At 70.0% G+C, this 26,952-nt stretch carries 25 protein-coding genes; 2 read left to right on the plus strand and 23 right to left on the minus strand.

The window, feature by feature from the left end:
* The 3 genes from hisD to dnaE are packed head-to-tail and all read right to left on the minus strand — an operon-like array spanning position 1 to position 6,079.
* The gene (gene hisD, locus H9651_RS10305) at positions 1–1,302 is read right to left on the minus strand and encodes a histidinol dehydrogenase (RefSeq protein ID WP_191719215.1); all 1,302 of its coding nucleotides are present in this window, start codon (positions 1,300–1,302) and stop codon (positions 1–3) included.
* A gap of 56 nt (positions 1,303–1,358) precedes the next feature.
* On the minus strand, positions 1,359–2,558 hold the full coding sequence (locus H9651_RS10310; RefSeq protein WP_318244838.1) for a hypothetical protein: 1,200 nt from the start codon (positions 2,556–2,558) through the stop codon (positions 1,359–1,361).
* A 50-nt stretch (positions 2,559–2,608) separates the two neighbouring features.
* A complete protein-coding gene (gene dnaE, locus H9651_RS10315) occupies positions 2,609–6,079 on the minus strand; it encodes a DNA polymerase III subunit alpha (protein ID WP_225216655.1) in 3,471 nt (1,156 codons plus the stop codon).
* A gap of 117 nt (positions 6,080–6,196) precedes the next feature.
* On the opposite strand from dnaE, the gene H9651_RS10320 reads away from it, so the two are divergent.
* On the plus strand, positions 6,197–6,670 hold the full coding sequence (locus H9651_RS10320) for an NUDIX hydrolase (RefSeq protein WP_191719217.1): 474 nt from the start codon (positions 6,197–6,199) through the stop codon (positions 6,668–6,670).
* Between the two features lie 157 nt (positions 6,671–6,827).
* Here the strand turns inward: H9651_RS10320 and H9651_RS10325 are convergent, their stop codons facing one another.
* From H9651_RS10325 to H9651_RS10415, 19 genes are all read right to left on the minus strand, one after another.
* On the minus strand, positions 6,828–7,748 hold the full coding sequence (locus tag H9651_RS10325; RefSeq protein WP_191719218.1) for an RluA family pseudouridine synthase: 921 nt from the start codon (positions 7,746–7,748) through the stop codon (positions 6,828–6,830).
* Position 7,749: 1 nt separating this feature from the next.
* The gene (gene lspA, locus H9651_RS10330; RefSeq protein ID WP_191719219.1) at positions 7,750–8,343 is read right to left on the minus strand and encodes a signal peptidase II; all 594 of its coding nucleotides are present in this window, start codon (positions 8,341–8,343) and stop codon (positions 7,750–7,752) included.
* A 9-nt stretch (positions 8,344–8,352) separates the two neighbouring features.
* Positions 8,353–8,961 carry a DivIVA domain-containing protein gene (locus H9651_RS10335; protein ID WP_191719220.1) on the minus strand — a complete coding sequence of 203 codons (609 nt, stop codon included), beginning with the start codon at positions 8,959–8,961 and terminating at the stop codon, positions 8,353–8,355.
* 110 nt (positions 8,962–9,071) lie between these two features.
* Complete coding sequence (locus tag H9651_RS10340; protein ID WP_191719221.1) at positions 9,072–9,374, minus strand: YggT family protein; 303 nt, start codon at positions 9,372–9,374, stop codon at positions 9,072–9,074.
* Between the two features lie 6 nt (positions 9,375–9,380).
* The gene (locus H9651_RS10345) at positions 9,381–9,836 is read right to left on the minus strand and encodes a cell division protein SepF (RefSeq protein ID WP_191719222.1); all 456 of its coding nucleotides are present in this window, start codon (positions 9,834–9,836) and stop codon (positions 9,381–9,383) included.
* Between the two features lie 35 nt (positions 9,837–9,871).
* Complete coding sequence (locus tag H9651_RS10350; RefSeq protein ID WP_191719223.1) at positions 9,872–10,558, minus strand: YggS family pyridoxal phosphate-dependent enzyme; 687 nt, start codon at positions 10,556–10,558, stop codon at positions 9,872–9,874.
* Positions 10,559–10,560: 2 nt separating this feature from the next.
* Positions 10,561–11,730 (minus strand): cell division protein FtsZ, encoded by a 1,170-nt coding sequence (ftsZ, locus tag H9651_RS10355; protein ID WP_191719224.1) that lies wholly within the window; start codon positions 11,728–11,730, stop codon positions 10,561–10,563.
* A 172-nt stretch (positions 11,731–11,902) separates the two neighbouring features.
* Positions 11,903–13,036, minus strand: coding sequence for an FtsQ-type POTRA domain-containing protein (locus tag H9651_RS10360; RefSeq protein WP_191719225.1), 1,134 nt, complete (start codon positions 13,034–13,036; stop codon positions 11,903–11,905).
* Positions 13,037–13,041: 5 nt separating this feature from the next.
* Positions 13,042–14,454: a UDP-N-acetylmuramate--L-alanine ligase gene (gene murC / locus H9651_RS10365; protein WP_191719226.1), complete on the minus strand. Its 1,413-nt coding sequence runs from the start codon at positions 14,452–14,454 to the stop codon at positions 13,042–13,044.
* 54 nt (positions 14,455–14,508) lie between these two features.
* Positions 14,509–15,582: a UDP-N-acetylglucosamine--N-acetylmuramyl-(pentapeptide) pyrophosphoryl-undecaprenol N-acetylglucosamine transferase gene (locus H9651_RS10370; protein WP_191719227.1), complete on the minus strand. Its 1,074-nt coding sequence runs from the start codon at positions 15,580–15,582 to the stop codon at positions 14,509–14,511.
* Between the two features lie 22 nt (positions 15,583–15,604).
* Complete coding sequence (gene ftsW / locus H9651_RS10375; protein WP_191719228.1) at positions 15,605–16,831, minus strand: putative lipid II flippase FtsW; 1,227 nt, start codon at positions 16,829–16,831, stop codon at positions 15,605–15,607.
* Positions 16,782–18,329: a UDP-N-acetylmuramoyl-L-alanine--D-glutamate ligase gene (gene murD, locus H9651_RS10380; protein ID WP_191719229.1), complete on the minus strand. Its 1,548-nt coding sequence runs from the start codon at positions 18,327–18,329 to the stop codon at positions 16,782–16,784. Before murD ends, ftsW begins: the two co-directional genes overlap by 50 nt.
* Complete coding sequence (mraY, locus tag H9651_RS10385) at positions 18,326–19,435, minus strand: phospho-N-acetylmuramoyl-pentapeptide-transferase (RefSeq protein ID WP_191719230.1); 1,110 nt, start codon at positions 19,433–19,435, stop codon at positions 18,326–18,328. The genes murD and mraY overlap by 4 nt, the downstream gene beginning before the upstream one ends.
* Positions 19,432–20,844 (minus strand): UDP-N-acetylmuramoyl-tripeptide--D-alanyl-D-alanine ligase, encoded by a 1,413-nt coding sequence (locus H9651_RS10390; RefSeq protein WP_191719231.1) that lies wholly within the window; start codon positions 20,842–20,844, stop codon positions 19,432–19,434. The genes mraY and H9651_RS10390 overlap by 4 nt, the downstream gene beginning before the upstream one ends.
* Positions 20,845–20,893: 49 nt before the next feature.
* Positions 20,894–22,675 carry a peptidoglycan D,D-transpeptidase FtsI family protein gene (locus H9651_RS10395; RefSeq protein ID WP_191719232.1) on the minus strand — a complete coding sequence of 594 codons (1,782 nt, stop codon included), beginning with the start codon at positions 22,673–22,675 and terminating at the stop codon, positions 20,894–20,896.
* A 5-nt stretch (positions 22,676–22,680) separates the two neighbouring features.
* The gene (locus tag H9651_RS10400) at positions 22,681–23,298 is read right to left on the minus strand and encodes a hypothetical protein (RefSeq protein ID WP_191719233.1); all 618 of its coding nucleotides are present in this window, start codon (positions 23,296–23,298) and stop codon (positions 22,681–22,683) included.
* Positions 23,295–24,248, minus strand: coding sequence for a 16S rRNA (cytosine(1402)-N(4))-methyltransferase RsmH (gene rsmH / locus H9651_RS10405; RefSeq protein ID WP_191719318.1), 954 nt, complete (start codon positions 24,246–24,248; stop codon positions 23,295–23,297). The genes H9651_RS10400 and rsmH overlap by 4 nt, the downstream gene beginning before the upstream one ends.
* Positions 24,249–24,346: 98 nt before the next feature.
* Positions 24,347–24,778, minus strand: coding sequence for a division/cell wall cluster transcriptional repressor MraZ (gene mraZ / locus H9651_RS10410; RefSeq protein ID WP_191719319.1), 432 nt, complete (start codon positions 24,776–24,778; stop codon positions 24,347–24,349).
* A gap of 167 nt (positions 24,779–24,945) precedes the next feature.
* On the minus strand, positions 24,946–25,317 hold the full coding sequence (locus H9651_RS10415; protein WP_191719234.1) for a DUF3040 domain-containing protein: 372 nt from the start codon (positions 25,315–25,317) through the stop codon (positions 24,946–24,948).
* Between the two features lie 71 nt (positions 25,318–25,388).
* Here H9651_RS10415 and H9651_RS10420 point away from each other — a divergent pair, with 71 nt between their 5' ends.
* Positions 25,389–26,480 carry a polyprenyl synthetase family protein gene (locus H9651_RS10420; RefSeq protein ID WP_191719235.1) on the plus strand — a complete coding sequence of 364 codons (1,092 nt, stop codon included), beginning with the start codon at positions 25,389–25,391 and terminating at the stop codon, positions 26,478–26,480.
* On the opposite strand, the gene H9651_RS10425 is transcribed toward H9651_RS10420, so the two are convergent.
* Positions 26,481–26,807, minus strand: coding sequence for an Rv2175c family DNA-binding protein (locus H9651_RS10425; RefSeq protein WP_191719320.1), 327 nt, complete (start codon positions 26,805–26,807; stop codon positions 26,481–26,483). It abuts the gene before it with no gap.
* Positions 26,808–26,952: the final 145 nt, after the last annotated feature.

Genomic DNA, 26,952 nt, shown 5'->3' on the forward strand with positions numbered 1-26,952 from the left:
CTATCCCGCGAAACGCGCAGTGACGGCTTCGCCGTGCGCGGGCAGCGCCTCGGCGTTCGCCAGGGCGACGATGTCGTCGGCGACGGCGGCGAGGGCCCCGCGGTCGTACGCGATGATCTGCTGCGGGCGCAGGAACGTCGACGCCGACAGCCCGGCCGCATAGCGCGCCTGGCCACCGGTGGGCAGCACGTGGTTGCTGCCGGCAAGGTAGTCCCCCAGGCTCACCGGCGAGGAGTCGCCGACGAACACCGCACCGGCGTTGACGAAATCGTCGACGCGCGGATCGGCGAGGTGCAGTTCGAGGTGCTCGGGTGCATAGGCATTACTGAACGCGGTGGCCTGCGCGATGTCGTCGACGAGGACGATGGCCGACTGCGGGCCCGCCAGCGCCTCGGCGATGCGGTCGGCGTGGAGGGTGCGTGCGGCGCGGTCCGCGACGGCGTGGGCGACGGCGTCCGCGAGGGATGCCGAGGGGGTGACGAGCACGGCGGATGCCTGTTCGTCGTGCTCGGCCTGGCTGATGAGGTCGGCGGCCACGAGCACCGGGTCGGCTCCGGCGTCGGCGACGATGAGGATCTCGGTCGCGCCGGCTTCGGAGTCGGTGCCGACGACCCCCGCGACGGCGCGCTTCGCCGCGGCGACGAAGTTGTTGCCGGGTCCGGTGACGACATCGACGGGCGCGAGGTCGACCGACGGCACCCCGTAGGCGAGGGCGCCGATCGCGCCGGCACCGCCCATCGCGTAGACCTCGGTCACGCCCACGAGCCGTGCGGCCGCGAGGATCACAGGGTGCACCCGCCCACCGTGCTCGCGCTGCGGCGGCGAGGCCAGCGCGACCTCGCCGACACCGGCGACCTGCGCGGGCACGACGTTCATCACGACGCTCGAGGGGTAGACCGCCTTGCCGCCGGGCACGTACACCCCGGCGCGACGCACGGGGCGCCAGCGCTGCTCGACGCGGGCACCGGGCGCGAGCTCGACGACGGCCGGCGGGGGCACCTGCGCGGCGGAGGCTTCGCGCACGCGCCTGATCGCCTCCTCCAGCGCCGCCCGCACGGTCGGGTCGAGGCCGGCGAGGGCCTCGTCGAGGTGTGCGTCGGGAACGCGGATCGCGTGGCCGGTGGCGCCGTCGAAGCGGGTCGCCTGCTCGCGCAGCGCATCCTCGCCTCGAGTCGCGACGTCCTGCACCAGCTGCGCGGCGATGGCCAGCGCCTCTGCGCGGGCGGCTTGAGCGCGCGGCACGGATGCCAGGAGTTCTGCTGCGGAGAGCGCGCGGCCGCGCAGGTCGATGGTGCGGAGCATGCTCCCAGATTAGCGCCCGCGGGCTTCCCGGCCGTCCGTGGACGGCCGGGAAGGGCTCAGCCGCGGGTGACGCCGGAGACGTCGTTGAGGTAGCCGACGCGGCCGTCCTCGTGACGCACGACGAAGACGTCGACGCGGTCCTCGATGACGAGCGCCCAGGCGTCGGGGCCCACGCGGAACAGCGGCACACCGTACTCATCGACGACGTCACGTTCCACCGGCACGAGCGCCCAGAAGGCCTGACCGCCGACGGGGCTCGCCGTGGTGGCGGCGTCGGTCTGCTCGGCGGGGGTCTGCTCGATCACGCCGGTCTCGGCAAACGGCTGGTCATCGAGCGAGCGCTCCATGTCGGGGTTCTCCCCGAAGGCGGCGGCGTCGTAGGCCGGCTCACCGTAGGCCGGCTCACCGTAGGCGGGCTCACCGTAGGCGGGCTCACCGTAGGCGGGCTGGCCGGTGGCTGCACCGTAGACGGGGGCGCCGTGTGCGGGCGCGCCGTAGGCGGCGCCAGAGGCGGGGTCCGCCGCGGGGGTGGCGGTCGCGGTGTGGTCCGCCGCGGCGGGACGCGAGGCGGTGGGACGGGCCGTCACGGGGCGCAACGGCCGGGCGTTGCGGTGGGCCACCACTTCGCGGCGGTGCTGGAAGTCCTCGGACAGCGGCGGGATGACCGCCGCGAACACCGTGAGCACCACACCGACGAGCATGAGGAAGAACTCGACCCAGACGACCCAGCTGCTCACCCAGATGCCGGTCTGCACGCCGCGGGCGACGTTGGTCCACAGTGCGGAGAGCCAGACGACGGCCGAGACCGAGAAAGCCACCGAGGCGAACTGGTCGATTCCGAGCGACCCGACCCGACGGATGCCGTCGGGCGAGAACCTGCGCAGCACCACCAGGAACACCGCCACCGTCGGCACGCCGATCGTGAGGATCCATTCGAGACCGGAACTCCACACCGATGCGCCGAGGCCCAGCGCGGCGCCGATGCGCCCGTCGTTGTAGAGGGAGAAGAACGAGACCACGAACGCGACCGCCCAGACGCCGATGAGCGCCACTTCCCGCACCGAGAACGGTCCGACGCCGTACTGCGGCGGCACCGCATCACTCTCTCCGGCGGCGTGCGACGCCGGTGCGTCGGCCATCTGGTCTGCGCCACTGCCGGGTTCGGGGTCGGTGGTGACACCGGCGGCCGTGGCATCCGTCTCCGGCTGGTCGCCTGCGGTGTTCACGGTGCTCTCGTCGATTCGATCGTCGGTCACGTTGCTCCCTTCGTCGTCGCGCCGGGGCGCGTGGTCCGATGCTACCCGCCTCATCCGAGGCAGTGGGGGCCGAGCAGCCCTTTCAGCTCGCCGTAGAGGTCGGCGGTGACCTGCACGTGCAAGGGCACGTCGAACACCTTCGCGACGCCACCCTTGTGCACCTTCAGCGTCACCTCGGTGTCGCCATGGTGGCGTTCCAGCACCTGCGCGAGCTCGCCGATGAGGCTCTCGGTCGCGCGGTGCTCGGGCAGGGTGAGCGTCAACGGTCCGGCGGCATCGGTGGTCCCGAGATCGGGCGAGAAGGCGGACTGGCCGTGCAGGTTCAATCCGTCGTCGCGTCGCGAGACCCGGCCGCGCACGACGAGGATCGAGTCGGCGACGAGCATCGACTGGAACTCGGTGTAGGTCTTGCCCATGAACATCACGGTGACCTCACCGTTGAAGTCCTCGACGGTGATCATGCCGTACGGGTTGCCGCTCTGCTTGGCGACGCGGTGCTGCACACTCGTGACGAGGCCGGCGACGGTGACCTGGTCGCCGTCCTGGATGTCCTCGGATGCCAGCAGGTCATGGATCGAGATCGACGCGTGCTTGGCGAGCGGGATCTCGAGACCGGCCAGCGGGTGGTCCGAGACGTAGAGGCCGAGCATCTCGCGCTCGAAGGCGAGCTTGTCCTTCTTCGTCCATTCCGGGCGCTCGGGCACCTTGGCCGGCGCGACCTCCTCGGCCTCGTCGTACAGACTGTCGAAGTCGAACCCGATCGCACCGGTGGCGGCTTTGCGCTTCGCATCGACGGCGGCCTCGACCGCATCTTCGTGGATCTCCATGAGCGCGCGCCGCGTGGAACCGAGCGAGTCGAACGCACCCGCCTTGATGAGCGATTCCACGGTGCGCTTGTTCGCCACGTGCATCGGCACCTTGGTGAGGAAGTCATGGAAGCTCACGAAGTTGTCGTCGGCGCGCGCGCTGACGATGCCGTCGACCACGTTGGTGCCGACGTTGCGCACCGCGCCCAGGCCGAAGCGGATGTCCTCGCCGACGGCGGCGAAGTACCGGATCGACTCGCGCACATCCGGCGGGAGCACCCTGATGCCCATGCGGCGGCACTCGTTGAGGTAGACCGCGAGCTTGTCCTTCGCGTCGCCGACGCTCGTCAACAGCGCCGCCATGTACTCGGCCGGGTAATGGGCCTTGAGGTAGGCGGTCCAGTACGACACCATGCCGTACGCGGCGGAGTGGGCCTTGTTGAAGGCGTAGTCGGAGAACGGAAGGAGGATGTCCCACAGCTTCTGCACGGCCGCGTCGGAGAAGCCGTTGGCGTGCATGCCGGCTTGGAAGCCCGCGTACTGCTTGTCGAGCTCGGACTTCTTCTTCTTGCCCATCGCGCGGCGCAGGATGTCGGCCTGACCGAGGCTGAACCCGGCGACCCGCTGGGCGATCGCCATCACCTGCTCCTGGTAGATGATGAGGCCGTAGCTGGTGCTGAGGATCTCGGCGAGCGGCTCTTCGAGCTCGGGATGGATCGGCGTGATCTCCTGCAGCCCGTTCTTGCGCAACGCATAGTTGGTGTGGGAGTTCGCGCCCATCGGGCCCGGTCGGTACAGCGCGATGACGGCGGAGATGTCTTCGAAGTTGTCGGGCTTGAGCAGCCGCAGCAGCGACCGCATGGGTCCGCCGTCGAGCTGGAACACGCCCAGCGTGTCACCGCGGGCGAGCAGGTCGTAGGCGGCCTGGTCGTCGAGGGGGAGGTCTTCGAGCACGACCTTCTCGCCGCGGTTGGCCTCGATGTTGTCCAGCGCATCGTCGATGATCGTGAGGTTGCGCAGCCCCAGGAAGTCCATCTTGATGAGGCCGAGCGACTCGCACGCCGGGTAGTCGAACTGCGTGACGATCTGGCCGTCCTGCTCGCGCTTCATGATCGGGATGATGTCGATCAGCGGCTCGCTGGACATGATGACGCCGGCGGCGTGCACGCCCCACTGACGCTTCAGGTTCTCCAGGCCCACGGCCGTGTCGAACACGGTCTTGGCCTCGGGATCGCTCTCGATGACGGTGCGGAACTCGGATGCCTCTTTGTAGCGGGGGTGCTTCGGGTCGAACATGCCGCCCAGCGGCATGTCTTTGCCCATGACCGCCGGGGGCATGGCCTTGGTGAGCTTCTCCCCCATGCTGAAGGGGAATCCGAGCACGCGCCCGGCATCCTTCAGCGCCTGCTTGGCCTTGATGGTGCCGTACGTGACGATCTGCGCGACACGCTCGTCGCCGTACTTCTCGGTCACGTACTGGATGACCTCGCCGCGGCGGCGATCGTCGAAGTCGACGTCGAAGTCGGGCATGGAGACGCGGTCGGGGTTGAGGAAGCGCTCGAAGATGAGGCCGTGCTGCAGCGGGTCGAGGTCGGTGATGCCCATCGCGTAAGCGGCCATGGAGCCGGCACCGGAGCCACGGCCGGGGCCCACGCGGATGCCGTTGCGCTTGGCCCAGTTGATGAAGTCGGCGACGACGAGGAAGTAGCCCGGGAACCCCATCTGCAGGATCACGCCCGTCTCGTACTCGGCCTGCTTGCGCACCGCGTCGGGGATGCCGGCCGGGTAGCGCATCTGCAGGCCGTTCTCGACCTCTTTGACGAACCAGCTCTCCTCGGTCTCCCCGTCGGGCACCGGGTAGCGCGGCATGTAGTTGGCGGAGGTGTTGAACTCGACGTTGCAGCGTTCGGCGATGAGCAGCGTGTTGTCGCAGGCGATCTCGTGGTCGCGGAAGATCTGGCGCATCTCGGCCGGGGTCTTGACGTAGTAGCCGTCGCCGTCGAACTTGAACCGGTTCGGGTCGTCGAGGGTGGACCCCGACTGCACGCACAGCAGCGCCGCGTGGCTGTTCGCGTCGTGCTGATGGGTGTAGTGCAGGTCGTTGGTGGCCAGCAGCGGAATGTCGAGGTCCTTGGCGAGCCGATGCAGGTCGGTCATGACCCGACGCTCGATGGAGAGCCCGTGGTCCATGATCTCGGCGAAGTAGTTCTCCTTGCCGAAGATGTCCTGGAACTCCGCCGCCGCGGCGCGCGCGGCATCGTACTGGCCCAGTCGCAGCCGGGTCTGCACTTCGCCCGACGGGCAGCCGGTGGTCGCGATGAGGCCCTTGCTGTAGGTCTGCAGCAGCTCGCGATCCATGCGCGGCTTGAAGTAGTAGCCCTCGATCGACGCCTTGCTCGAGAGTCGGAAGAGGTTGTGCATTCCCTCCGTCGTCTCCGACAGCAGGGTCATGTGGGTGTAGGCGCCCGAACCCGACACGTCGTCGCTGCTCTGGTCGGGCGTGCCCCAGCGCACGCGCGACTTGTCGCTGCGGTGCGTACCGGGGGTGACGTACGCCTCGATGCCGATGATCGGCTTGATGCCGGCATCCTTCGCGGTCTTGTAGAACTCGTACGCCGCGAAGGTGTTGCCGTGGTCGGTGACGGCGATGGCCGGCATGTCGAGGCGGGACGCCTCTTGCACCATGTCGGTGATGCGGGCCGCACCGTCGAGCATCGAGTACTCGCTGTGCACGTGAAGATGAGCGAAGGAGTCGGATGCCACGGGCTCCAGTCTACGAGGGGCTCCCGACAACGCCGGTCGACCGGGGGGCGCGCCGCCTAGGCTGGGAGCATGGCCACACCCGAGTTCGTCCTGGCGCTGCGCGAGCAGATCGGACACGCCCCGCTCCCCCTCGTCGGGGTCACCGCGATCGTCTTCCGCGACGAGAAGGTGCTGCTGGGCAAGCGAGCCGACAACGGCTCCTGGCAGCCGGTGTCGGGCATCGTCGACCCCGGTGAGGAGCCGGCGGATGCCGCCGTGCGCGAGTGCCTCGAGGAGGCCGGCGTCGTGGTGAAGGCGACCCGCCTGGCCCTCGTGCACCAGGTCCCCCGCATCACCTACGACAACGGCGACCAGGTCGACTATCTCGACCTGGTATTCCGCTGTGAGTGGGTGTCGGGTGACCCGCACCCCGCCGACGGCGAGCTCACCGAGGTCGGTTTCTCCGGCCTGGGCGAGCTGACCGACGTCGCCCCCGAGCACGTGCGCAAGATCGCCCTTGCCATGGCCGAGGACGACCCGGCGACCTTCCGCGGCGGGCGTTGAGGGCGCGCAGCAGCACGGCGACACCTCCCGAGAACAGGCGATCCACCCGCAACAGGAGCAATCCGACGGAATCGTCCTGTTCCGGTGAGATCTCCTGTGGTGGGCACGCCGAACACCGGGGACGACGGATGCTGCGCCGGCGGATGCCGCGCCGGCGTCAGTCGCCGCGCAGGATGTCCAGCGCGTGCTGGAGATCGGCGGGGTAGGGAGAGGTGAACGTCACCCAGTCGGTCGTCGCGGGGTGCGCGAACGACAGTTCGCGCGCGTGCAGCCACTGGCGGGTGAGCCCGAGCCGCGCCGACATGGTGGGATCGGCGCCGTACAGCGGATCCCCGACGCACGGATGACGGTGCGCGGCCATGTGCACGCGGATCTGGTGCGTGCGCCCCGTCTCGAGGTGGATCTCCAGCAGCGAGGCCCCCGGGAACGCCTCGATCGTCTCGTAGTGGGTGATGGAGTCCTTGCCGTCGGGGACGACGGCGAACTTCCACGAGTGCGACGGATGCCGGCCGATCGGCGCGTCGATGGTGCCGACCAGCGGGTCGGGGTGCCCCTGCACGACCGCGTGATAGATCTTCTCCACCGTTCGCTCTTTGAACGCCCGCTTCAGCGCGGTGTAGGCGGCCTCGGTCTTGGCGACGACCATGAGCCCGCTCGTGCCGACGTCCAGGCGGTGCACGATCCCCTGCCGCTCGGCTGCGCCGGTGGTGGCGACCCGGAACCCGGCCGCTGCGAGGGCACCGAGCACGGTCGGACCCTCCCACCCGACAGAGGGGTGGGCGGCGACGCCGACGGGCTTGTCGACCACGATGATGTCGTCGTCGTCGTAGACGATGCCGAGGTCGGGGACGGCGACGGGCACGACCCGCGGCGGCTCCTTCTCGGCCCACGAGACCTCGAGCCAACCGCCGGCGCGGAGCTTGTCGGACTTGCCGAGCGTGCGGCCGTCGAGCACGACACCGCCGGCTTCGGCGACCTCCGCGGCGAACGTGCGTGAGAAGCCGAGGAGCTTGGCGAGGGCGGCATCCACCCGCACCCCGTCGAGCCCGTCGGGAACGGGAACCGAGCGACTGTCCATGTCAGGCCTTCGCGGCCTCGTCGGGCGCGGCGGACGTGCCGTCGTCGGCGGAGGAACCCGCGGCATGATCCTTCTCGCGGGTGCCGTCGAAGCGCAGGCCGATGAGCACCAGGATCGCGACGGTGATCATCATCGTCACGATGAGCATGTCGGCGATGTTGTAGATCGCCGGCGGCATCCCGAGCCAGAGCCACGGGGTGTTGATGAAATCGATGACGTGCCCGACGAGGAAGCCGGGTTCGCGCAGCAGGCGGTCGGTGAGGTTGCCGAGGATGCCGCCGAGGAGGAGTCCGAGCACGACGGCCCACAGCCGTGAGCGCACGGCCCTCACCGTCAGCACGACGATCGTCACCGCAGCCGCGGCGAGCACGATCGTGAAGATCCAGGTGACGCCCTCGCCGAGCGAGAACGCCGCACCGGGGTTGCGGGTGAGGTAGAACTGCAGCGCATCCCCGAGAACGGGCACCGGCTCCTGATAGGGCAGGTTCTCGAGCGCGAGATGCTTGGTGAACTGGTCGGCGGCCAGCACCAAGGCCGCGAGAATCGCGGTGATGGTGCCGGCCGCCGCCGTACGCAGGGGGGTCCGGCCGGTCAAGAACCGGGCCTAGTGGCCGACTGCCGAGATGGGCGTCGAGCCGGACGACGTGCCCGTGCTGTCGAGGTCGCGCAGGTGGCTCTCGATGTAGGTGCGCAGCTGCGAGCGGTAGTCGCGCTCGAACTGACGCAGCTCCGAGATGCGGGACTCGAGCGAGCCGCGCTCCTTCTCGAGGCGGGCGATCTCGTCGCGACCGCGGGCCTCGGCCTCGGCGACGATCGACGCGGCCTGCGACTGGGCTTCGGCGATGAGCTTGTCGCGCTGGGCCTGGCCCTCGGCGACGTGCTCGTCGTGCAGACGCTGGGCGAGCTCGATGATGCCCGCGCTGGCAGCGGCGGGAGCCGCCGCGTCCGCGGCCGGAGCCTCGGCGACGACCTCGACCGCTTCGACCTCGACCTCGGCCGGAGCCTCGGCGGCGGGTGCGGCGGGTGCTGCCGGGGTCTCGCCCGACTCGTAGGCGGCGAGCTTCGCCTTCAGCTCGTCGTTCTCAGCAATCGTCTTGCGCCACTCGACCACGATCTCGTCCAGGAAGTCATCGACCTCATCCGGGTCGAATCCCTCCTTGAATCGCACGTGCTGAAACTGCTTGGTGACGACGTCATCGGGGGTCAAAGCCATTGTCTGGTCCTCTTTCGGAGCTCACGTCGCGGGCCGATCGGGAGCGGCCCGCAGTTGCGGGCCGACCCTCTCAGCATAGTGCGACCCGTCACGGGCCGCGAGGCAAGGGTTCAGGGTCCTGCGATGGACCGGGTGATCGACAGCAGCACGAAGCACAGCAGCATCGTGAGCGGGAAGGCGATGTCGATGGCCACGACGCCGAGGCGCAGCGGCGGGATGAAGCGGCGGAAGAGCTTGATCGGCGGATCGGTGACCGTGTAGACGATCTCCGCCGCGATCAGCCCGGCACCGCGCGGGCGCCACGATCGGTTGAACATCGGGATGTACTCCAGGACCAGCCGCACGAGCAGCAGCAGGACATAGAGGAGTATCAGCGAGTTGAGGATCGAGGCGACGAGCCTGAGCACATCCACGGCGGGTTACTGCGCGAAGGAGGGAGCCTCGGGGTCGGCCTGCGCCACTGCGCCATCACCCGACACCGCGACGTTCTCGGGCGACAGCAGGAACACCTTGCTGGTGACCCGCTCGATGCGTCCGAAGAGTCCCAGCGACAGACCGCTCGCGAAGTCGATGAGGCGGCGCGCGTCGGCGTCGCTCATCTGCGAGAGGTTGATGATCACGGGGATGCCGTCGCGGAAGTTCTCGGCGATGATCTGTGCATCGCGGTACTGCTTGGGGTGCACCGTGAGGATCTCGCTGATCGCGCTGGGCGCGGGCTGGCGGACGACGGCGGGGCGGTGGATCGGAGTCACGGGCGCCGGCGCCTTCTCGATCTGCTTCTCGCGGCGCGTCGGCTGGGCGGCGGCCTCTTCGTAGATCTCTTCTTCGTCAGCGAGACCCAGGTACACCATGGTCTTCTTGAGCGGGTTCGACATCGCAATCCTCCGTGGTTCGCTCGTGTGTTCCGAGGCTATCCGTGCACGGGCCTCGGGCCCGTGATTGCCGAACCGATCCGCAGGTGTGTCGCACCCGCCGCGATCGCCTCGGGAAAGTCGCCGGTCATGCCGGCGGAGATCCAGCCGGCATCCGGCACGACCGTGCGTACGCGCTCGCCCGCGGCGGCCAGGCGCGCGAAGGCCGACGCCGCGGGTTCGTCCAGCGGGGCGACCCCCATCACGCCGCGCAGCCGCAGCGTGGGGCACGATGCCGCGATGTGCTCGGCCAGACGCGTGACCTCGGTCGGCTCCACGCCGCCGCGGCCGGCGTCGGCGGTGAGGTTGACCTGTACGAACACGTCCAGCGGCGAGGCGTCGGGCGCGGGGGCGGCATCCAATGCGTCGGCGAGGCGAGCGCGGTCGACCGAGTGCACAACGGATGCCGCGGCGCGGATCGCCCGCGCCTTGTTGGTCTGCGCCTGGCCGATGAAGTGCCACCGCAGATCGTCGAGATCGGCGACCTCGGCGGCCTTGGCGCTGAACTCCTGCTGCCGGTTCTCCCCCATGTCCCGCACGCCCAGGGCGTACAGGTCGCGGACGAGGGAGGCGGGGTGGAACTTGGTGACGACGATGCGAGTGATCTCCGTCGCTGCACGACCCGCCGACACCGCGGCATCGCTGATGCGCGCGTCGATGTCGGCGAGCCGTGTCTGAAGATCCACCGTTACTTCAGGAAGTCGGGGATGTCCAGGTCGTCGTCGCCGAAAGCCGACTCGTAGGAGTCGGTCGACGGGGCGGCCGTGACCGACACCGACTCGCGTTCGCGGGCGGGTTCTGCGGGCACCGACACGTCGCGCGCGGCGTCGGCGGCGGGGATCGCGGGCAGCACCGGTGCGGCTGCCGGCGTCGAGCGCAGCGTGCTCACCGGGTCGATCCGCAGCGACGGTTCGCCGCCGTCGAAGCCGGCCGCGATCACCGTCACGCGCACCTCGTCGCCGAGGGTGTCGTCGATGACCGTTCCGAAGATGATGTTCGCCTCCGGGTGGGCGGCTTCCTTCACCAGCTGCGCGGCGTCGTTGATCTCGAAGATGCCGAGGTTCGACCCGCCCTGGATCGACAGCAGCACACCGTGCGCGCCCTCGATGGAGGCTTCGAGCAGCGGCGATTCGACGGCGAGCTCGGCGGCCTTGATGGCGCGATCGGCGCCGCGGGCGGAGCCGATGCCCATGAGCGCGGAGCCGGCGCCCTGCATCACCGACTTGACGTCGGCGAAGTCGAGGTTGATGAGACCGGGCGTCGTGATGAGGTCGGTGATGCCCTGCACACCGGCGAGCAGCACCTGGTCCGCCGTGGCGAAGGCCTCGATCATCGAGATGCCACGGTCGCTGATCTCCAGCAGACGGTCGTTGGGCACCACGATGAGGGTGTCGACCTCTTCCTTCAGCTTCGACACGCCCGACTCGGCCTGGCTCTGCCGGCGACGACCCTCGAACGAGAACGGCTTCGTGACGACACCGATGGTCAGCGCGCCGATCGACTTCGCGATGCGGGCGACGACGGGCGCGCCACCGGTGCCGGTCCCACCACCCTCTCCCGCGGTCACGAAGACCATGTCGGCGCCGGTGAGGGCCTCTTCGATCTCTTCGGCGTGGTCCTCGGCGGCACGACGGCCGACCTCGGGGTCGGCGCCTGCGCCGAGTCCACGGGTGAGCTCACGGCCCACATCGAGTTTGACGTCCGCGTCACTCATCAACAGCGCCTGGGCGTCGGTGTTCACCGCGATGAACTCCACGCCGCGCAGGCCCAGCTCGATCATGCGGTTGACGGCGTTCACGCCGCCGCCTCCCACACCCACGACCTTGATCACCGCGAGGTAGTTCTGGTTCTGGCTCATTGCGCCGGCCTCCGTATCGTCCCGAACCCTAAACCTTCAACCTCATGTAGAGGTTTAAAGAATTGCTGGGTATGCAATTCCCGCTGAGTCCGAAGGTATGCGGATGCCCGCCTGCGACGTGCAGCGACGCGGGCGTGTCGCGAGATGCGCGGGCAAGACCGGGCGCGTCGTGTCAGCGGACGACGATCGCGTTGGGCGAGGACACGTCGTACGCGCCGACCGACTCGGGGGGCCGCGTGCGCATGATCGACTCGAGCGCCAGCGCCTTCATGGCCGATTCGTCGGCACCGCCCCACACGATCTGGGTTCCGGTGCCGCCGAGGGTGAGCGTGACGTCGTTGGGTGTCGTCGCGGTCACGGTCGTGACCTGCGGCCGGATCGCGGCAGGCAGCGAGCGCACGACGTGGCCGACGGCCTCGAACGCATCCGAGGCGACACCGCCGGTGACCTCCAGCACGGGCTCCCCCGGCGGTGGCGCACTCGTGGTCGACAGTCCCACGCCTGCGGCATCCACCAGCGTGAATCCGGCAGCCGAGGAGACCACCCCGATCGGCGTGCGCTCGACCACCCGAACCACGAGATCGTGCGGTGGCCGCGCCTCGAGCGCATACGTCTCCACGAGCGGAAACGCCACGAGCGCCGCCTTGACCTCGTTGGAGTCGATCAGCGGCATGGGCGTGCCCAGTTGCTCGGCCAGCGCCTCCTCGACCAGGGCGGGGTCCAGCCGGGTCGTGCCTTCCACCGTGATGGTCTCGACGGCGAACAGCGGACTGTAGGCAGCCCCGAGCGTGCCGAGCACGAGCACCAGCACGGCGGCCGCGGCGCCTATCCAGGCCATCCGGCGGCGGCGCTGCCGCGCGGTGAAGCGGCGCACTTCGGCGCGCAACGCACGCCGCCGGGCGCGGGCTGCGCGCAGCACATCGCCGAAGCCGACGTCTGCGCCGGGCGCGGCGTCAGCCGACGCATCGGGTGCGGGCTGCGCCACTGCGGCATCGGGGCGCTGAGGGTAAGCGGGTGCGGCGGGATCGGCGGCGGCCGGGTGGTCGTCACGGAACTGGAACGGGATCACCGGCGCGAGCGGTGTCGTCTCGCCGTCATCGGGCGCCGTGGGTACGACGCCATCACCGGTCGTCGTCGTGGCATCGCGCGTGGCCTCGGCAGACCGGGGTGCCTGCGGCTCCTCGCGACGCCGCGGCGGCTCGACCGATCGCGGGGGCTCGAGCGGCCGCGACGGCGTCGCGTCGCCGTCGCCGCCGCTGTCGGGGCCCGACCGGCTCGGCGGCGGCAGGGGGCTCGGCCGACGCACGCGGGCTACTCCCCCGACCGAGCGGGTGTGGCGGCGAGGGCGGCGAGCACCTGCGGGATGATGAGGTTCACGTTGCCGCACCCGAGGGTGACGATGTAGTCGCCCTCACGGGCGACGGAGGCCGTGTAGTCGGCGGCCTGCTGCCAGTCGGCGACGAAGTGCACGCGCTCCGGGTCGGCGAACGCGCCGCTGACGAGCTCGCCCGTCACGCCGGGAACCGGGTCCTCGCGCGCGCCGTAGACGTCGAGCACGACGGTGTGGTCGGCGAGCTTCTCGAGCACCTCGGCGAACTCGCCGAACATCTCCCGCGTGCGCGAATAGGTGTGCGGCTGGTGCAGGGCGATGATGCGGCCGGAACCCACGACCGTGCGCGCGGCCGACAGCGCCGCGGCCACCTCGGTGGGGTGGTGGGCGTAGTCGTCGTAGACGCTCACTCCGCGCGTCACACCGTGCAGCTCGAACCGTCGCGCCGTCCCGCCGAACCCTTCGACGGCGCGCAGTGACTCTTCGAGGCCGTACCCGAGGGTCAGCAGCACCGCGACGGCGCCGGCGGCGTTGATCGCATTGTGGGCGCCGGGCACCGTGAGCCGCCCTTCGACAGAGACTCCCTCGTGCGTGAGCGTGAAGGCGACCGGGCCGTCGGTGCGGATGCCGGTGACGCGCACGTCGGCATCGGCGCGTTCCCCGAAGGTCACGATGTTCGAGTGCGTGAGGGCTGCCGCCACGCGCTGGGCGCCGCGGTCGTCGCTGGAGATCACGACGGCCTCGCGCGCGCCGTCGGCGAAGCGGACGAACCCGTCGTAGAACGCGTCGCGGGTCCCCCAGTGGTCGAGGTGATCGGGGTCGACGTTGGTGATGAGGGCGACCGCGGTGTCGTAGAGCAGGAAGGTGCCGTCGGACTCGTCGGCCTCGATGACGACCAGGTCGTCTGATCCGGTCCCGCTGGAGGCGCCGAGCTGGGCGATGACACCGCCGTTGACGAAGGTGGGGTCGGCGTGCAGCGCCTGCAGCGCGGTGACGATCATGCCCGTGGACGTGGTCTTGCCGTGCGCTCCGGCGACCGAGACGAGCCGGCTCGAGCCGATGAGCCAGTGCAGCGCCTGCGAGCGGTGGATGACGTGCAGGCCACGCTCCTTCGCGAGCAGGAACTCGGGGTTCTCGGGCCAGATCGCGCCGGTGTGCACGACGGTGTCGACGCCGTCGGCGAGATTCGTCGCGTCGTGACCGACGTAGACGGTCGCACCGCGAGCCGCGAGGGCGCGCAGGGTGGGACTGTCGGTGCGGTCGGATCCGGACACGCGGATGCCGCGGTCGAGGAACATCCCGGCGAGTCCGGACATGCCCGACCCGCCGATGCCGATGAAGTGCGCGGCGGTGATGTCGGCGGGGAGGGGAAGACTCAGGTCGGGTCGGATCATGGCCCGACAAGTCTAGGTCGGGTGCGCCCTGGGTCGGCTGTGCGGCGCGCGGCGTCAACGACCGAGCGCGGCATCGATCATCGCGATGACGTCCTCGGTGCCGGTGCGGCTGCCGACGGCGGCTGCGGCCTCCCGCATGCGCGCGAGCGCGTCGGCATCGCCCAGCAGCGGCACGATCTCGCCGCGCACGCGGTCAGGAGTGAATTCGGCATCCGGGATGAGCCTCGCCGCTCCCGCCCGCACCGCCGACGAGGCGTTGAGCGCCTGCTCGCCGTTGCCGACGGCGTACGGCACGTACACCGCGGGAATGCCGAGCGCACTGATCTCGCTCACCGTGGCCGCCCCTGCCCGTGAGACGATCGCGTCGGCCAGCGCGAGGGCGAGGTCCATGCGATCGATGTAGGGCAGCACCGTGTAGCCGGCGACGCCGGGGTCGGCGAGCTCGTTCTTCTCCCCCACCGCGTGCAGCAGCTGCCAGCCGGCATCCAAGACGTCCTGCCACGCACCCGCGAAGGCCTCGTTCAGGCGGCGCGCGCCGAGCGAGCCGCCGAAGACGAGCAGGGTCGGCCGGGCCGGGTCGAGGCCGAAGTGGGCGGCGGCTGCGACCCGCAGCGCGTCGCGGTCGAGCTCGACGATCTCCCGGCGCAGCGGCATTCCCACGACGCGCGAGCGCTTGAGCGGCGTGCCGGCGAAGGCGACGCCCACCCCCGCCGCCCGGCGGGCGCCCAGCACATTGGCCAGCCCCGGCCGGGCGTTGGCCTCATGTACGACGAAGGGGATGCGCTCGCGCGCCGCGGCGACATAGGCGGGCGCCGAGGCATAACCGCCGAACCCGATGACGACGTCGACACCGTGCCGCCGCAGGTGGGCGCGCACCTGCGAGATGGCGCGGGGGAAGCGGGCGGGGAAGGCCGCGGCGGCGCGGTCGGGGCGACGCGGGAACGGCACCTTGTCCACGAACAGCAACTCGTACCCGCGCTCGGGCACCAGGCGGGTCTCGAGCCCCTCGCGGGTGCCGAGCACCAGCACGGTCGCTTCGGGATCGCGGGCGCGCAGAGCGTCGGCCACGGCCAGCAGCGGGTTCACATGCCCGGCGGTGCCACCGCCGGCGAGGAGGTAGGTCGTCACCACACGACCCTAACCTGCGGGGTCAGGGCAGCACGTAGGCGGCGGGCTTGACCGGCAGCGTGCGCGCGAACGACAGCAGCACGCCACACGCGATGAGCACCGACAGCAGCGCCGTCCCGCCCTGCGACATGAACGGCAGCGGCACGCCGAGCACGGGGAAGACCCGCAGCACGACGCCGATGTTGATGAGCGCCTGGCCGACGATCCACACCGTGATGGCGCCGGCGGCGATGCGTACGAACGCGTCGTCGGTCTTGCGCACCACGTGGAAGGCTCCGACGGCGAACAGTGCGAACAGGCCGAGCGCGACCGCGCAGCCGATGAGTCCGAGCTCCTCGCCGACGATCGCGAAGATGTAGTCGTGGGCCGCGGCGGGCAGCCACGCGTACTTCTCACGTGAGTTGCCGAGCCCCAGCCCGAACACGCCGCCGCTGGCGAGACTCCACACGCCGTGCAGCGGCTGGTAGCACGTCTCGAGGTAGTCCGAGATGCAGTCCGCGTCGAGGAAGCTCATGATGCGACGCATGCGGTTCGGGCTGCCGATGGCCAGCGCCGCGACTGCCACCACGGCGCCGATCAGCGGAATGACGAACAGACGCAGCTTCACGCCGGAGAAGAACAGCGCCGCCAGCAGGATCAGCACGAGGATCATCGCGGTACCGAGGTCGCTGCCGGCCAGCACCGTCGCGATGACGAGACCGCCGACCGGGACCACCGGGATGAAGACGTGCTGCCACTTCGTCAGCAGCGAACGCTTGCGGTAGAGCACGAGACCGAGCCACAGGGCGAGGGTGACCTTGAGGAACTCCGACGGCTGCGCCTGCACACCGGCGATGCCGATCCAGTTGCGGTTTCCGTCGTTCGAGATGCCGATGCCGGGGACGAACACGAGCAGCTGCAGCGCGGTCGCGGCGATGAGCGCCGGCCAGGCCACGCGCTTCCAGAACGTCACCGGGAACCGGCTGAGCACGAACATCAGCGGGATGCCGATGGCGGCGAACACCGACTGCTTGATGAGTGTGTCGAAGGGGCCGAGACCTGCAGCGGTGGAGGTGGCGGAGGTCGCCGAGAGCACCATCACCAGCCCGAAGCCGGTCAGCAGGAGAGCTGCGGAGGAGATCAGGACGAATTCGCTCGGCACCGGCGTGAACACCTTGCCGAGCGAGACACGTGCAGCCAGACCCCGACGGGGCTCGCCGTCAGGGGCGGTCGTCGGGGGTGTCGCTCGGCTGTGCGTCGTGCCGGCCATCCGTCCCCCTCCCGAGCCGTGCGCGCACCGCTTCGGCGAAGCGGCGGCCACGGTCCTCATATGACGCGAACTGATCGAAGGATGCCGCGGCGGGGGCCAGCAGAACCACGTCCCCGTCACGGGCGATCCCCGCCGCCAGTTCGACGACGCTCGCCATGACCCCTTCAGTGTCGGTGTCGTCCACCTCGAAAACCGGCACCGCCGGCGCGTGTCGCTCGAACGCTTCGACGATCGCGGTGCGGTCGGCGCCGATGACGATCGCCGCTTTGGCCCGGGAGCCGCGCCCGGCGACGAGTTCGGTGACGTCCACACCCTTGAACAGTCCCCCGACGACCCAGACGGCACCGGGGTACGCGGCCAGCGACGAGGCGGCGGCGTGGGGGTTGGTGGCCTTGGAGTCGTCGACCCACGTGATGCCGCCGGCGACGGCGACGACCTCGATGCGATGCGGGTCGAGACGGAAGTGCTGCAGCGCCGCGGCGACCGCCTCCGGCGGCACGTCGAGGGCGCGGGCGAGGGCGGCGGCGGCGAGGATGTTGGCCACGACGTGCGGTGCGGCAAGACCCCGTTCGGCCAGCGCCGCGACGGTCGACAGTTCCAGCGCGCTCGTGCGCCGCTCGTCCAGGAAGGCACGGTCGACGAGGATGCCGTCGACGACGCCGAGGTCGCTCGGACCGGGCACGCCCAGGTCGAACCCGATCGCGCGGCATCCCTCGACCACCTCGGCCTGCTCCACCATCTCGCGGGTCGCGACGTCGGCCTTGTTGTAGACGCAGGCGATGCGGGTGTTCTCGTACACGACCGCCTTCGCATCGCGGTAGGCCGCGAACGATCCGTGCCACTGCAGGTGGTCGTCGGCGAGGTTGAGGCACACCGAAGCGGCGGGCGCCAGCGGCGAGGGGCTCTGCTGCAGGCTCAGATACCAGAGCTGGTGGCTGGAGAGCTCCACGACGATCACGTCGAAGCCCGCGGGGTCGCGCACGGCATCGAGCACCGGCACGCCGATGTTGCCGCAGGGCGCGGCGCGCAGGCCCGCCTCGGCCATCATGGTGGCCGCCAGGCGCGTCGTCGTGGTCTTGCCGTTCGTGCCGGTGATCAGCACCCAGTCGGCCGGGCGGCCGTCGGGACGCACCACCTTGTCGCGCACCCGCCAGGCGAGCTCCACGTCGCCCCACAGCGCGATGCCGGCATCCTGCGCCCAGCGGATGAGGGGGTGATGGGGCGCGAATCCCGGCGAGGCCACGATGACTTCGGGAGCGAAGGCGGTGAGCGCTTCGGGCACCTCGTCGAGCGGCCCTGTCCACAGGTCCGCACCGATCACCGGCAGCAGCCGCGCGTACTCCTCGGCGGCCGTCTCGGTCACGACGAGCACCCGGGCACCGAGCTCGGCGAGCGTGTCGGCGACGGAGAAACCCGTGACCGACAGTCCGAGCACGGCCACCCGCAGGCCCCGCCAATCGGCGTGCCAGCTGGTCAGCGCGTCGAGCCGGTCGCTCATTGCGCTGCGAGCCACTCGACGTAGAAGAGACCGACGCCGGTGACGGCGAGCATGCCGGCGATGATCCACATGCGCACCACGATCGTGATCTCCGGCCAGCCGCGCAGCTCCAGGTGGTGGTGGAACGGGCTCATCAGGAAGATGCGCTTGCCTCCCGTCGCCTTGAAGTAATACCGCTGCAGCACGACCGATCCGGGGGCGATGACGAAGACGCCGGCGATGAGGAGCGACAGCAGTTCGGTGTGGGTGAGTACCGCCATCGCCACGACGACGCCGCCGATGGCCATCGAGCCCACGTCGCCCATGAAGATCCTCGCCTTGGGGGCGTTCCACCAGAGGAACCCGACGAGGGCTCCCACGAACGATGCCGCCACGATCGTGAGGTCCAGCGGATCCCGGGTGTTGTAGCAGGCCTCCGCGTAGGCGGGGACGAGTGCGCCGCTGGTGCAGCGCTGCTGGAACTGCCAGAACGCCACGAGGCTGTACGCGGAGATCGTGAAGATGCCCGCGCCGGTGGCGAGACCGTCCAGACCGTCGGTGAGGTTCGTGGCGTTGGACCACGCGACCGACAGGAAAGAGACCCACGCCAGGTACAGGATCCAGCCGACGATCGCGCCGAGGGCCATGAACGACAGCACCGGGATGTCGCGGAACAGCGAGATGTAGGCCGAGCCGGGCGTGAGCCCGTGGGAGTTGGGGAAGTTCAGCGCGAGCACGGCGAACGGCACCGCCACGATGACCTGGCCGAGCACCTTGCGCCATCCGGAGAGGCCGAGGCTGCGCTGACTGCGCACCTTCATCATGTCGTCGATGAGGCCGACGACGCCCAGGCCCACCATCATCCAGAGCACGAGCAGGCCCGACGGGGTGGGCGGGCTGCCACCGGTGTAGGTGCCGACGAAGTAGCCGATGACGGCGCCGAGGATGAAGATGATGCCGCCCATCGTGGGCGTGCCGCGCTTGGCTGCGTGCTGCGGGTTGTTGCCGTCCTCGGGCGTGCGGATGACCTGACCCCATCCGAGCTTGTCGAACAGCCGGATGAACAGGGGCGTGAGGAAGAGCGTGAACGCGAGTGAGATCGTCGCGGCTACCAGGAGTGATCTCACGAGAACGATTCTCCCAGACGATCACCCAGATGCCGAAGACCGGCGGCGTTGGAGGACTTCACCAGCACCCGGTCACCGTCGCGGAGCTCGGACATCAGGTAGTCGTACGCCTCGTCGGCGGTGGCGAAGAACACCGCCTCACCATCCCAGGATCCCTCGGAGATCACCGAGATGAACAGGCGGCGCGCTTCGGCGCCCACCACCACGATGCGCCGGATGTTCAGGCGCACGGCCAGCAGGCCGATGCGGTCGTGCTCCTCGCCGGAGAACTCGCCCAGCTCGCTCATGGCGCCGAGCACCGCGACGGTGCGCTCGGTGGGCTGGGCGATCTGCGCGAGGGTGCGCAGCGCCGCGGCCATCGAGTCGGGGCTGGCGTTGTAGGCGTCGTTGATGATGCGCACGCGCGAGGAGCCGAGCGGCTGCATGCGCCACCGCTCCGCGAGCTCCAGGGTCTGCAGCCGGGCGATCGCGACGTCGGCGGCCACGCCCAGCGCGGTCGCCGCGGCGAGGGCGGCGAGGGCGTTCATGACGTGGTGCTCCCCCAGCACGCGCAGCCGCAGCGGCAGCCGCGCGCCATCGACGATGACCGTGCACGTCGTGCCGTCGGCATCGACGTCGACATCTTCGGCACGCACGTCAGCGGTCGGGCCGCGGCCGAACCAGCGCACCGCCTGCTCACGTGCCTGGGCGATCTGCGCCATGGTCGCCACGCGCGCGTCGTCGGCGTTGAGCACCGCGATGCCGCCGGGGCGTACCGCGTGGATCAGCTCGGACTTCGCGCGGAGGGTCGCCTCCACACCGCCGAAGCCGCCTGCGTGGGCCATTCCCACCATCAGCACGACACCGAGGTCGGGTTCGACCAGGCCCGCCAGCCGGGCGATCTCGCCCGGCCCGCTCGCCCCGAACTCGCTCACGAGGAAACGGGTGTCCTCGGTCACGCGCAGCATCGTCAGCGGCGCACCGACCTCGTTGTTGAACGAGGCGCGCGGGGCGACGGTCTCGCCCTCTCCCTCGAGGATGCGCGCGAGCATGTTCTTGGTCGTCGTCTTGCCGTTGGAGCCGGTGATGCCGACGATGCGCAGGTCGCCGCGCGCGCGCACGCGGCCGACGACCTCGCGTGCGAGGTCGGCCAGGGCGGTCACGACGTCGGCGACGACGATCTGCGAGACGTCCGCGGAGACGGGCCGCTCGACGATCGCGAGCACGGCGCCGCGCTCGACGGCGGCATCGACGAACTCATGTCCGTCGGCGGTCTCGCCGGGCTTGGCGACGAACACGCCTCCCGGCTCGATGAGCCGCGAGTCGGTGTCGACCGCGCCCGACACGACCGTCTCGGCGTCGGCGCCCGCAGCCGGGCGCAGGTCGCCCGCGACTGCTCGGGCCACCTCGGCGAACGTCAAGGAGATCATGGGTGTCCGTTCTCGATCACGCGTCCGCACGCCCGCATCGGGGCGGCGGTCACAGTGTCTTGGGAAGAAGAGGCGTCTGCGAATCGGAGGGCAGGACGCGGTAGTTCTTGAGCACCTGCGTCATCGCCTTCTGGAACGCCTGGCGGTTGGCTGCAGACGACTTAATGGTAGTCGGCTCGTCGAGGGTGGTCAGCACGATGTACTGGGGGTCGTCGGCGGGAACGATGCCGATGAGCGAGGTGAAGTACACGCCCGACTTGTAGCCGCCGGTGCTCCCGGCGACCTGCGCCGTTCCGGTCTTGGCGGCGATGCGGTAGCCGTCGACGGCGATGTAATCGGCCATCTGCGCCTGCACGGCGACGTTCTCGAGCATGAGCGTGACGGCGTCGGCCGCTTCCTTCGAGACGACCTGCTCGGGCTCGGGCAGGTCGGGCTCGACGACGGTGCCGTCGGCGAGGGTGCAGGACTCCACGAGTGACAGCGGCATCTTCAATCCGCCGTTCGCGAGGGCCTGGTAGGCGCTGGCGACCTGCGGGGAGGTCATCGTGTAGCCCTGCCCGAACGTGGTGGCGTAGAAGGTCTGGTTGTCCCATTCCGCTGCCGGGTGCAGAACGCCCTGCGGCTCGCTCGGCCAGCCGATGGCCGTCCCCCGGCCGACGCCGAAACGCTCCAGGTAGTCGTGGCGCACGTCGGCAGACAGCATCTCGCCGAACTTCGACAGCGCGACGTTGGACGAATCGATGAGCGCACCGGTGAGGGTGTAGTTGAGCACCGGGTGAGACTCGAAGTCGCCGACGCGCGCGCCGTTGGGGAAGGTCTCGTAGTCACCGGCCGACACCGTCGTGTCGGGGGTGGCGACGCCGGCGTCGATGACGCTCGCGGCGGTGATGGCCTTCAGCGTCGACCCCGGCTCGTAGGAGGCCAGGAACAGCCGCGAGCCACGGTCGGACGCGGCGGAGGCGTCGACGTTGTTCGGATCGACGGTCGGGTACTCCGCGGCCGCGCGGATCTTTCCGGTGGCGACCTCCACCACGAGGATCGCGCCGCTGTTGGCCTGCTTGTTCTGCACTTCTTCGGCGATGAGCTGCTGCAGGTACCACTGCAGATCGCGGTCGATGGTCAGCTGCAGGGTGCCGCCGTCGACGGCGGGGGTCTCCACCTCGGTGCCGGGGATCACGACGCCGTCGGCACCGCGCATGTAGGTCACCTGGCCGTTCGCGGAGGCCAAGCAGGTGTTCTCGATCTGCTCGATACCCGCCAGCGGCTCCCCGTCGGAGCCGACGAAGCCGACGACGTTGCCCGCGACGGCGCCGTCGGGATAGGTGCGCTGCGGGTGCATGTCGAACGTGAGGAACGGGGCGCGGAGGTCGGCGAGGGCGCGGTACTGCTCGGTCGTGAGCCCGCGCTGCAGGTAGGCGAACCGGCTGCCGGCGTCCGCCGCCAGCGCATCGTCGACGATCTGCATGATCTCGGCGGCGGGCTGGCCGGTGATGGCGCCCATCTCGGCGGCGACCTGGTCCCAGGGCACCTCCACCTCGACACCGTCGACCTCGCGCTCGATCGGGCCGACGTTGGCGGGGTCGAGCTTTCCGTCGTACATCAGGATGCTGGTGGCCAGCGCCTCGCCGTCGGCGTCGACGATCTCGCCGCGCGTGCCGTAGAGGTCGGTCACCGCCCCGAACGCCAGCTCCTGCGAGTCGGCGATGTGCCCTTCGGCGTTGACGACCTGGATGTCCACGAGGCGGATGATGAACCCGCAGAGCACCGCCAGGACGACGGCGAGGGCGGCGACGGTGCGCCGGCGCGGGCTGCGGGTGGCTCGTGTCGTCATGGCTCTCAGTGTGTCCGGGGTACGGGGAGACCGTCGGTGACGGGCGGGGGTGTCGGGGTTTCGGTCGCGGCACCGGGGGTCGCGGCATCGGCGACAGGCGGCTCGGCCACGACGGCCTCGCCCTCGATCGTCGCGGTCGGGGCGGTGACCAGCGGCGCGTCGGAGATGAGGGCGTTGGGGACGGAGGGTCGGCCGAGGGCGTCGATCGTCGAGGCGCCGGGCGCCGCCTCTCCGGTGCCGAGCACGACGCCGTCGCTCAGTCGCAGGTAGTTCGGCGACTCGGCGATGACCATGCCCAGCGCCGACGCGTTGGCGGCGAGGAACTGCGGGGAGTTCAGCCCCGCGACGTCGTCGATGAGGATCTGCTTCTGGTAGGTCAGGTCACGCTGCTCGCGCGTGAGCTGCGACACCTCGTAGGACCCCTGCGTCGTGAGGATCGACAGTCCCATCTGGGCGGCGCCGATCGTGAGGGCGCCGGCGACCGCGACGATGCCGTACAGCAGCCGCGGGCGGCGACGCGGCTGTGGCGCGGCGACGACCTGGAGGCGACGTGCGGGTCGCTCAGTGGGGCGGGGCAGCGCGGCGGCGGTCGCCACGGCGGAGGAGTAGGGCAGCGTGCTCATGCGTCCTCCCGCAGTCGCTCGGCGGCGCGCAGTCGCACCGGCGTGGCGCGCGGGTTGACGGCGCGCTCCTCATCGGATGCCAGTTCGGCGCCGCGCACCAGCAGCTTGAGCCGCGGGGCGTGCTCGGGAAGCTCCACGGGGAGCCCCGCGGGCGCGGTGGATGCGGAGGCCGCAGCAAGTTCTCGCTTGACCAGACGGTCTTCGAGCGACTGGTAGGACAGCACCACGATGCGCCCACCGACGGGGAGGAGGCCGAGGGCTGCGGGGATGGCGCGTTCGAGGGCGGCCAGTTCTGCGTTGACCTCGACGCGCAGAGCCTGGAACACGCGCTTGGCGGGGTGCCCGGCGGCCTTGAGCGCTGCGGGCGTGGCGTCCTGGAGGATGTCCACGAGACGTCCGGAGCGCTCGATCGGCTCGGTTCGGCGTGCCTCGATGATGGCGCGGGCGTAGCGGCCGGCGAGCTTCTCCTCGCCGTAGCGCTCGAAGATGCGGCGCAGGTCGCCTTCGCCGTAGGTCGCCAGGATGTCGGCGGCGGTCGTGCCGCCGCTCTGGTCCATGCGCATGTCCAGCGGCGCGTCCTTGGCATATGCGAAGCCTCGATCGGCCTCGTCGAGCTGCAGCGACGAGACTCCGAGGTCGAAGAGGATCGCGTCGGCCTTCGTGGCGCCGGTGGTGGCGACCGCGTCGGCGATGCCGTCGTACACGGTGTGCACGAGCGTCACGCGGTCACCGAAGCGGGAGAGGCGCTCCCCCGCGATGCGCAGCGCGTCGAGGTCGCGGTCGAGCCCGATCAGCCGTGCGTGGGGGAAGCGTTCCAGCAGCGCTTCGGAGTGACCGCCCATGCCGAGGGTGGCGTCGACGAAGAGCGCGCCCTCGTGTTGCAGGGCGGGGCCGAGCAGGTCGAGGCAGCGCTCGAGCATGACGGGGGTGTGAATGTCACGGGCTTCCATGATGTGAGGGCCGTGGCCCTCGATCCTGATCCCCATCCGCTCCGACCTGGCACCGGGGAAGTGTGCCAGGGCAAGCGGCTGGGAGTCACGATCGAGGGTCAGAAGAGTCCCGGGATCACCTCCTGCTCCATATCCGAGTAGCTGTCTTCGTTTCCTTCGGCGTACGCGTTCCACGCATCCGCATCCCAGATCTCCGCGTGGGCCCCGACACCGGTGACCACGAGTTCCCGGCCGAGGCTGGCGTAGGTGCGCAGCGGCGGCGGGATGGTGATGCGGTTCTGACTGTCGGGCTTCTCGGCGCTCGCTCCCGAGAGGAACATGCGCTGGAAGTCGCGGGCCTGCTTGTTGGTGAGGGGCGCTTCCCGGATGCGCTCGTACACGCGCTCGAACTCGGCGGTGCTGAACACATAGAGGCAACGCTCCTGACCGCGGGTGATCACGACGCCGCTTCCGAGGTCGTCACGGAACTTCGCCGGCAGGATCACCCGACCCTTGTCGTCGAGCTTGGGAGTGTGCGTGCCCAAGAGCATCGCCACCACCCCCTTTGTCCGGCCCCGTCAGGTAGCGCCACTTTACTCCACTTCCCTCCACTCCACTACAGAAACGGGCAAATGCGTTCCCGTTCCCCTCCCCCGCGCCCGGAGCGTACAAAAAAAGAGCACCGACCCGGAGGTCGGTGCTCTTGTCTTCTTGCGGGTCAGCGGCCGTCTTGGCGGCGATCCCAGCGATCGTTCATGCGATCCATGAAGGAGGTGGAGGAAGGTGGAGTGGTCGAGCGGGGGCGACGATCGTCGGCCGGCGTGCGAGCGGCTCCGCGGGTCGGGGTGACGGCCAGCATCACTCCACCGAGCATCACGACGAACGCGATGACGCCGATCACCACGAGTCCCGTCGAGACACCGGCGATGAGTCCACCGATGCCGAGGAGCACGAGAATCGTGCCGTAGACGATATTGCGGTAGCTCAGCGTCCGCCCGTCACGAGGTGCGCTGACCACGTCGGCGTCGTTCCGCATGAGATGGCGCTCCATCTCATCGAGCAGGCGCTGCTCCTGTTCGGACAGTGGCATGCATCCCCCCTTTTCCCGTGGTCCCGATAGGGGACGATTCTACCCGTCCCGGTCAGAACTAGGCTAGGCCCGTGTCGCCCTTCCCGGATCCCATCGAGGCTGTTTCACAGCGACTGATCGCGTTCTTCGCAGAACGCCGTCTCGCCGCGGAGGTGGAGGGGCCTGAAGCGGTCTCCTTCGTCGATGCAGCGATCGGCGCGGTAGGCGGTGGAAAGCGATTGCGGGCACGGTTCTGCCTCACCGGATGGCGGGCTGTGGCCGAGGCCGGCGGACGCCGCCCCGGCGCGGTGCCGGACGAGGTGATCGCCGCCGCCGCGTCACTGGAGGTCTTCCAAGCGGCGGCCCTCGTCCACGACGACCTCATCGACAACTCCGACACCCGCCGGGGCCGGCCCGCCGCCCACCGGGCGCTGGAGGCGTCGCATCGGGACGCCCGCTGGCTCGGCGACGCCGCGGCGTTCGGCCGCTCGGCGGCGATCCTCGTGGGCGACCTGCTGGTGGCCTGGAGCGACGACCTGCTGGAAGAGGGGCTCGCCACCGCGACCCACGCTCCCGCCGCCCGTCGCGAGTACGCACTCATGCGCCGCGACGTCACGGTGGGCCAGTTCCTCGACATCGCCGAGGAGGCTGCCTTCCGGCAGGCACCCGATGACGAACACGCCGCACGGGCGCTGCGCGTGGCATCCCTGAAGTCGGCGCGCTACAGCGTGCAGCAGCCGCTGCTCGTGGGCGCGGCACTCGCGGGTGCCGATGCCGACCAGCGCGCCTCGCTCGCCGGCTTCGGACACCCGGTCGGCCTCGCCTTCCAGCTGCGCGACGATGTGCTCGGTGTGTTCGGGGATGCCGCCGTCACCGGCAAGCCTTCCGGCGACGATCTGCGCGAGGGTAAGCGCACCGTGCTCATCGCCTATGCCCGTGAGGCTCTGCCCGCCGGCGCGCGACGCACCCTCGACGAGCTCGTCGGCGATCCGCTGCTCGACGAAGAACAGGTCGCGGCGCTGCAGCGGACCATCGTCGAATCCGGCGCGCTCGCTCGCGTGGAGGAGCTCATCACCCGCTACGCCGCAGAGGCCGATCAGGCGCTGCGCGGTGCGCGGCTGGGCGATGCGGCCGTGGGAGAGCTGCGGGATCTCACCCGCGCGGCCATCAGCCGCTCGTCCTGATCAGGCCAGGGTCTGCGCCACGCGGCGCACTTCGCTCTTGCGCCCCTGGCGCAGCGCCTCGATGGGCGGCATGCCGATCGATTCGTCATGCTCGAGCAGCCAGTCGATGGTCTCGTCGTCGGTGAAGCCGGCGTCGTGCAACACGATGGCGGTGCCGCGCAGCGACGAGAGCGGGTGCCCGTCGAGGATGAACACCTCGGGCACGGCGAGCTTGCCGGTGCGGCGGGACGCGACGAGGTGCTTCTCGTCGAGCAGGCGCCGCACCCGCCCCAGAGGTTCGTCGAGAACCTCGACGAGGTCGGGGAGGGTCAGCCAGGTGGTCTCGATACGCGCAGGGGTGGTCTCGCCGGTCACCCTTCCATGATGACATCGATGCACCGGCGGGCAGACCCGATCATGAGAATCTCATCATTCACAGGGGTCACTTCCGTCACTCGCGTTGACCTCTGTCTCGCACTCATGACAGCGTGGT

Source organism: Microbacterium pullorum, from assembly GCF_014836535.1.
Lineage (GTDB): Bacteria > Actinomycetota > Actinomycetes > Actinomycetales > Microbacteriaceae > Microbacterium > Microbacterium pullorum.

Coding starts and splice junctions, on each gene's coding strand:
- hisD (WP_191719215.1), bottom strand. CDS start 1,302: ATGCTCCGCACCATCGACCTGCGCGGCCGCGCGCTCTCCGCAGCAGAA.
- dnaE (WP_225216655.1), bottom strand. CDS start 6,079: ATGCTCGACGGTGCGGCCCGCATCACCGACATGGTGCAAGAGGCGTCC.
- H9651_RS10320 (WP_191719217.1), top strand. CDS start 6,197: ATGGCCACACCCGAGTTCGTCCTGGCGCTGCGCGAGCAGATCGGACAC.
- H9651_RS10325 (WP_191719218.1), bottom strand. CDS start 7,748: ATGGACAGTCGCTCGGTTCCCGTTCCCGACGGGCTCGACGGGGTGCGG.
- H9651_RS10335 (WP_191719220.1), bottom strand. CDS start 8,961: ATGGCTTTGACCCCCGATGACGTCGTCACCAAGCAGTTTCAGCACGTG.
- H9651_RS10345 (WP_191719222.1), bottom strand. CDS start 9,836: ATGTCGAACCCGCTCAAGAAGACCATGGTGTACCTGGGTCTCGCTGAC.
- ftsZ (WP_191719224.1), bottom strand. CDS start 11,730: ATGAGCCAGAACCAGAACTACCTCGCGGTGATCAAGGTCGTGGGTGTG.
- murC (WP_191719226.1), bottom strand. CDS start 14,454: ATGATCCGACCCGACCTGAGTCTTCCCCTCCCCGCCGACATCACCGCC.
- ftsW (WP_191719228.1), bottom strand. CDS start 16,831: ATGGCCGGCACGACGCACAGCCGAGCGACACCCCCGACGACCGCCCCT.
- murD (WP_191719229.1), bottom strand. CDS start 18,329: ATGAGCGACCGGCTCGACGCGCTGACCAGCTGGCACGCCGATTGGCGG.
- H9651_RS10390 (WP_191719231.1), bottom strand. CDS start 20,844: ATGATCTCCTTGACGTTCGCCGAGGTGGCCCGAGCAGTCGCGGGCGAC.
- H9651_RS10395 (WP_191719232.1), bottom strand. CDS start 22,675: ATGACGACACGAGCCACCCGCAGCCCGCGCCGGCGCACCGTCGCCGCC.
- H9651_RS10400 (WP_191719233.1), bottom strand. CDS start 23,298: ATGAGCACGCTGCCCTACTCCTCCGCCGTGGCGACCGCCGCCGCGCTG.
- rsmH (WP_191719318.1), bottom strand. CDS start 24,248: ATGGAAGCCCGTGACATTCACACCCCCGTCATGCTCGAGCGCTGCCTC.
- mraZ (WP_191719319.1), bottom strand. CDS start 24,778: ATGCTCTTGGGCACGCACACTCCCAAGCTCGACGACAAGGGTCGGGTG.
- H9651_RS10415 (WP_191719234.1), bottom strand. CDS start 25,317: ATGCCACTGTCCGAACAGGAGCAGCGCCTGCTCGATGAGATGGAGCGC.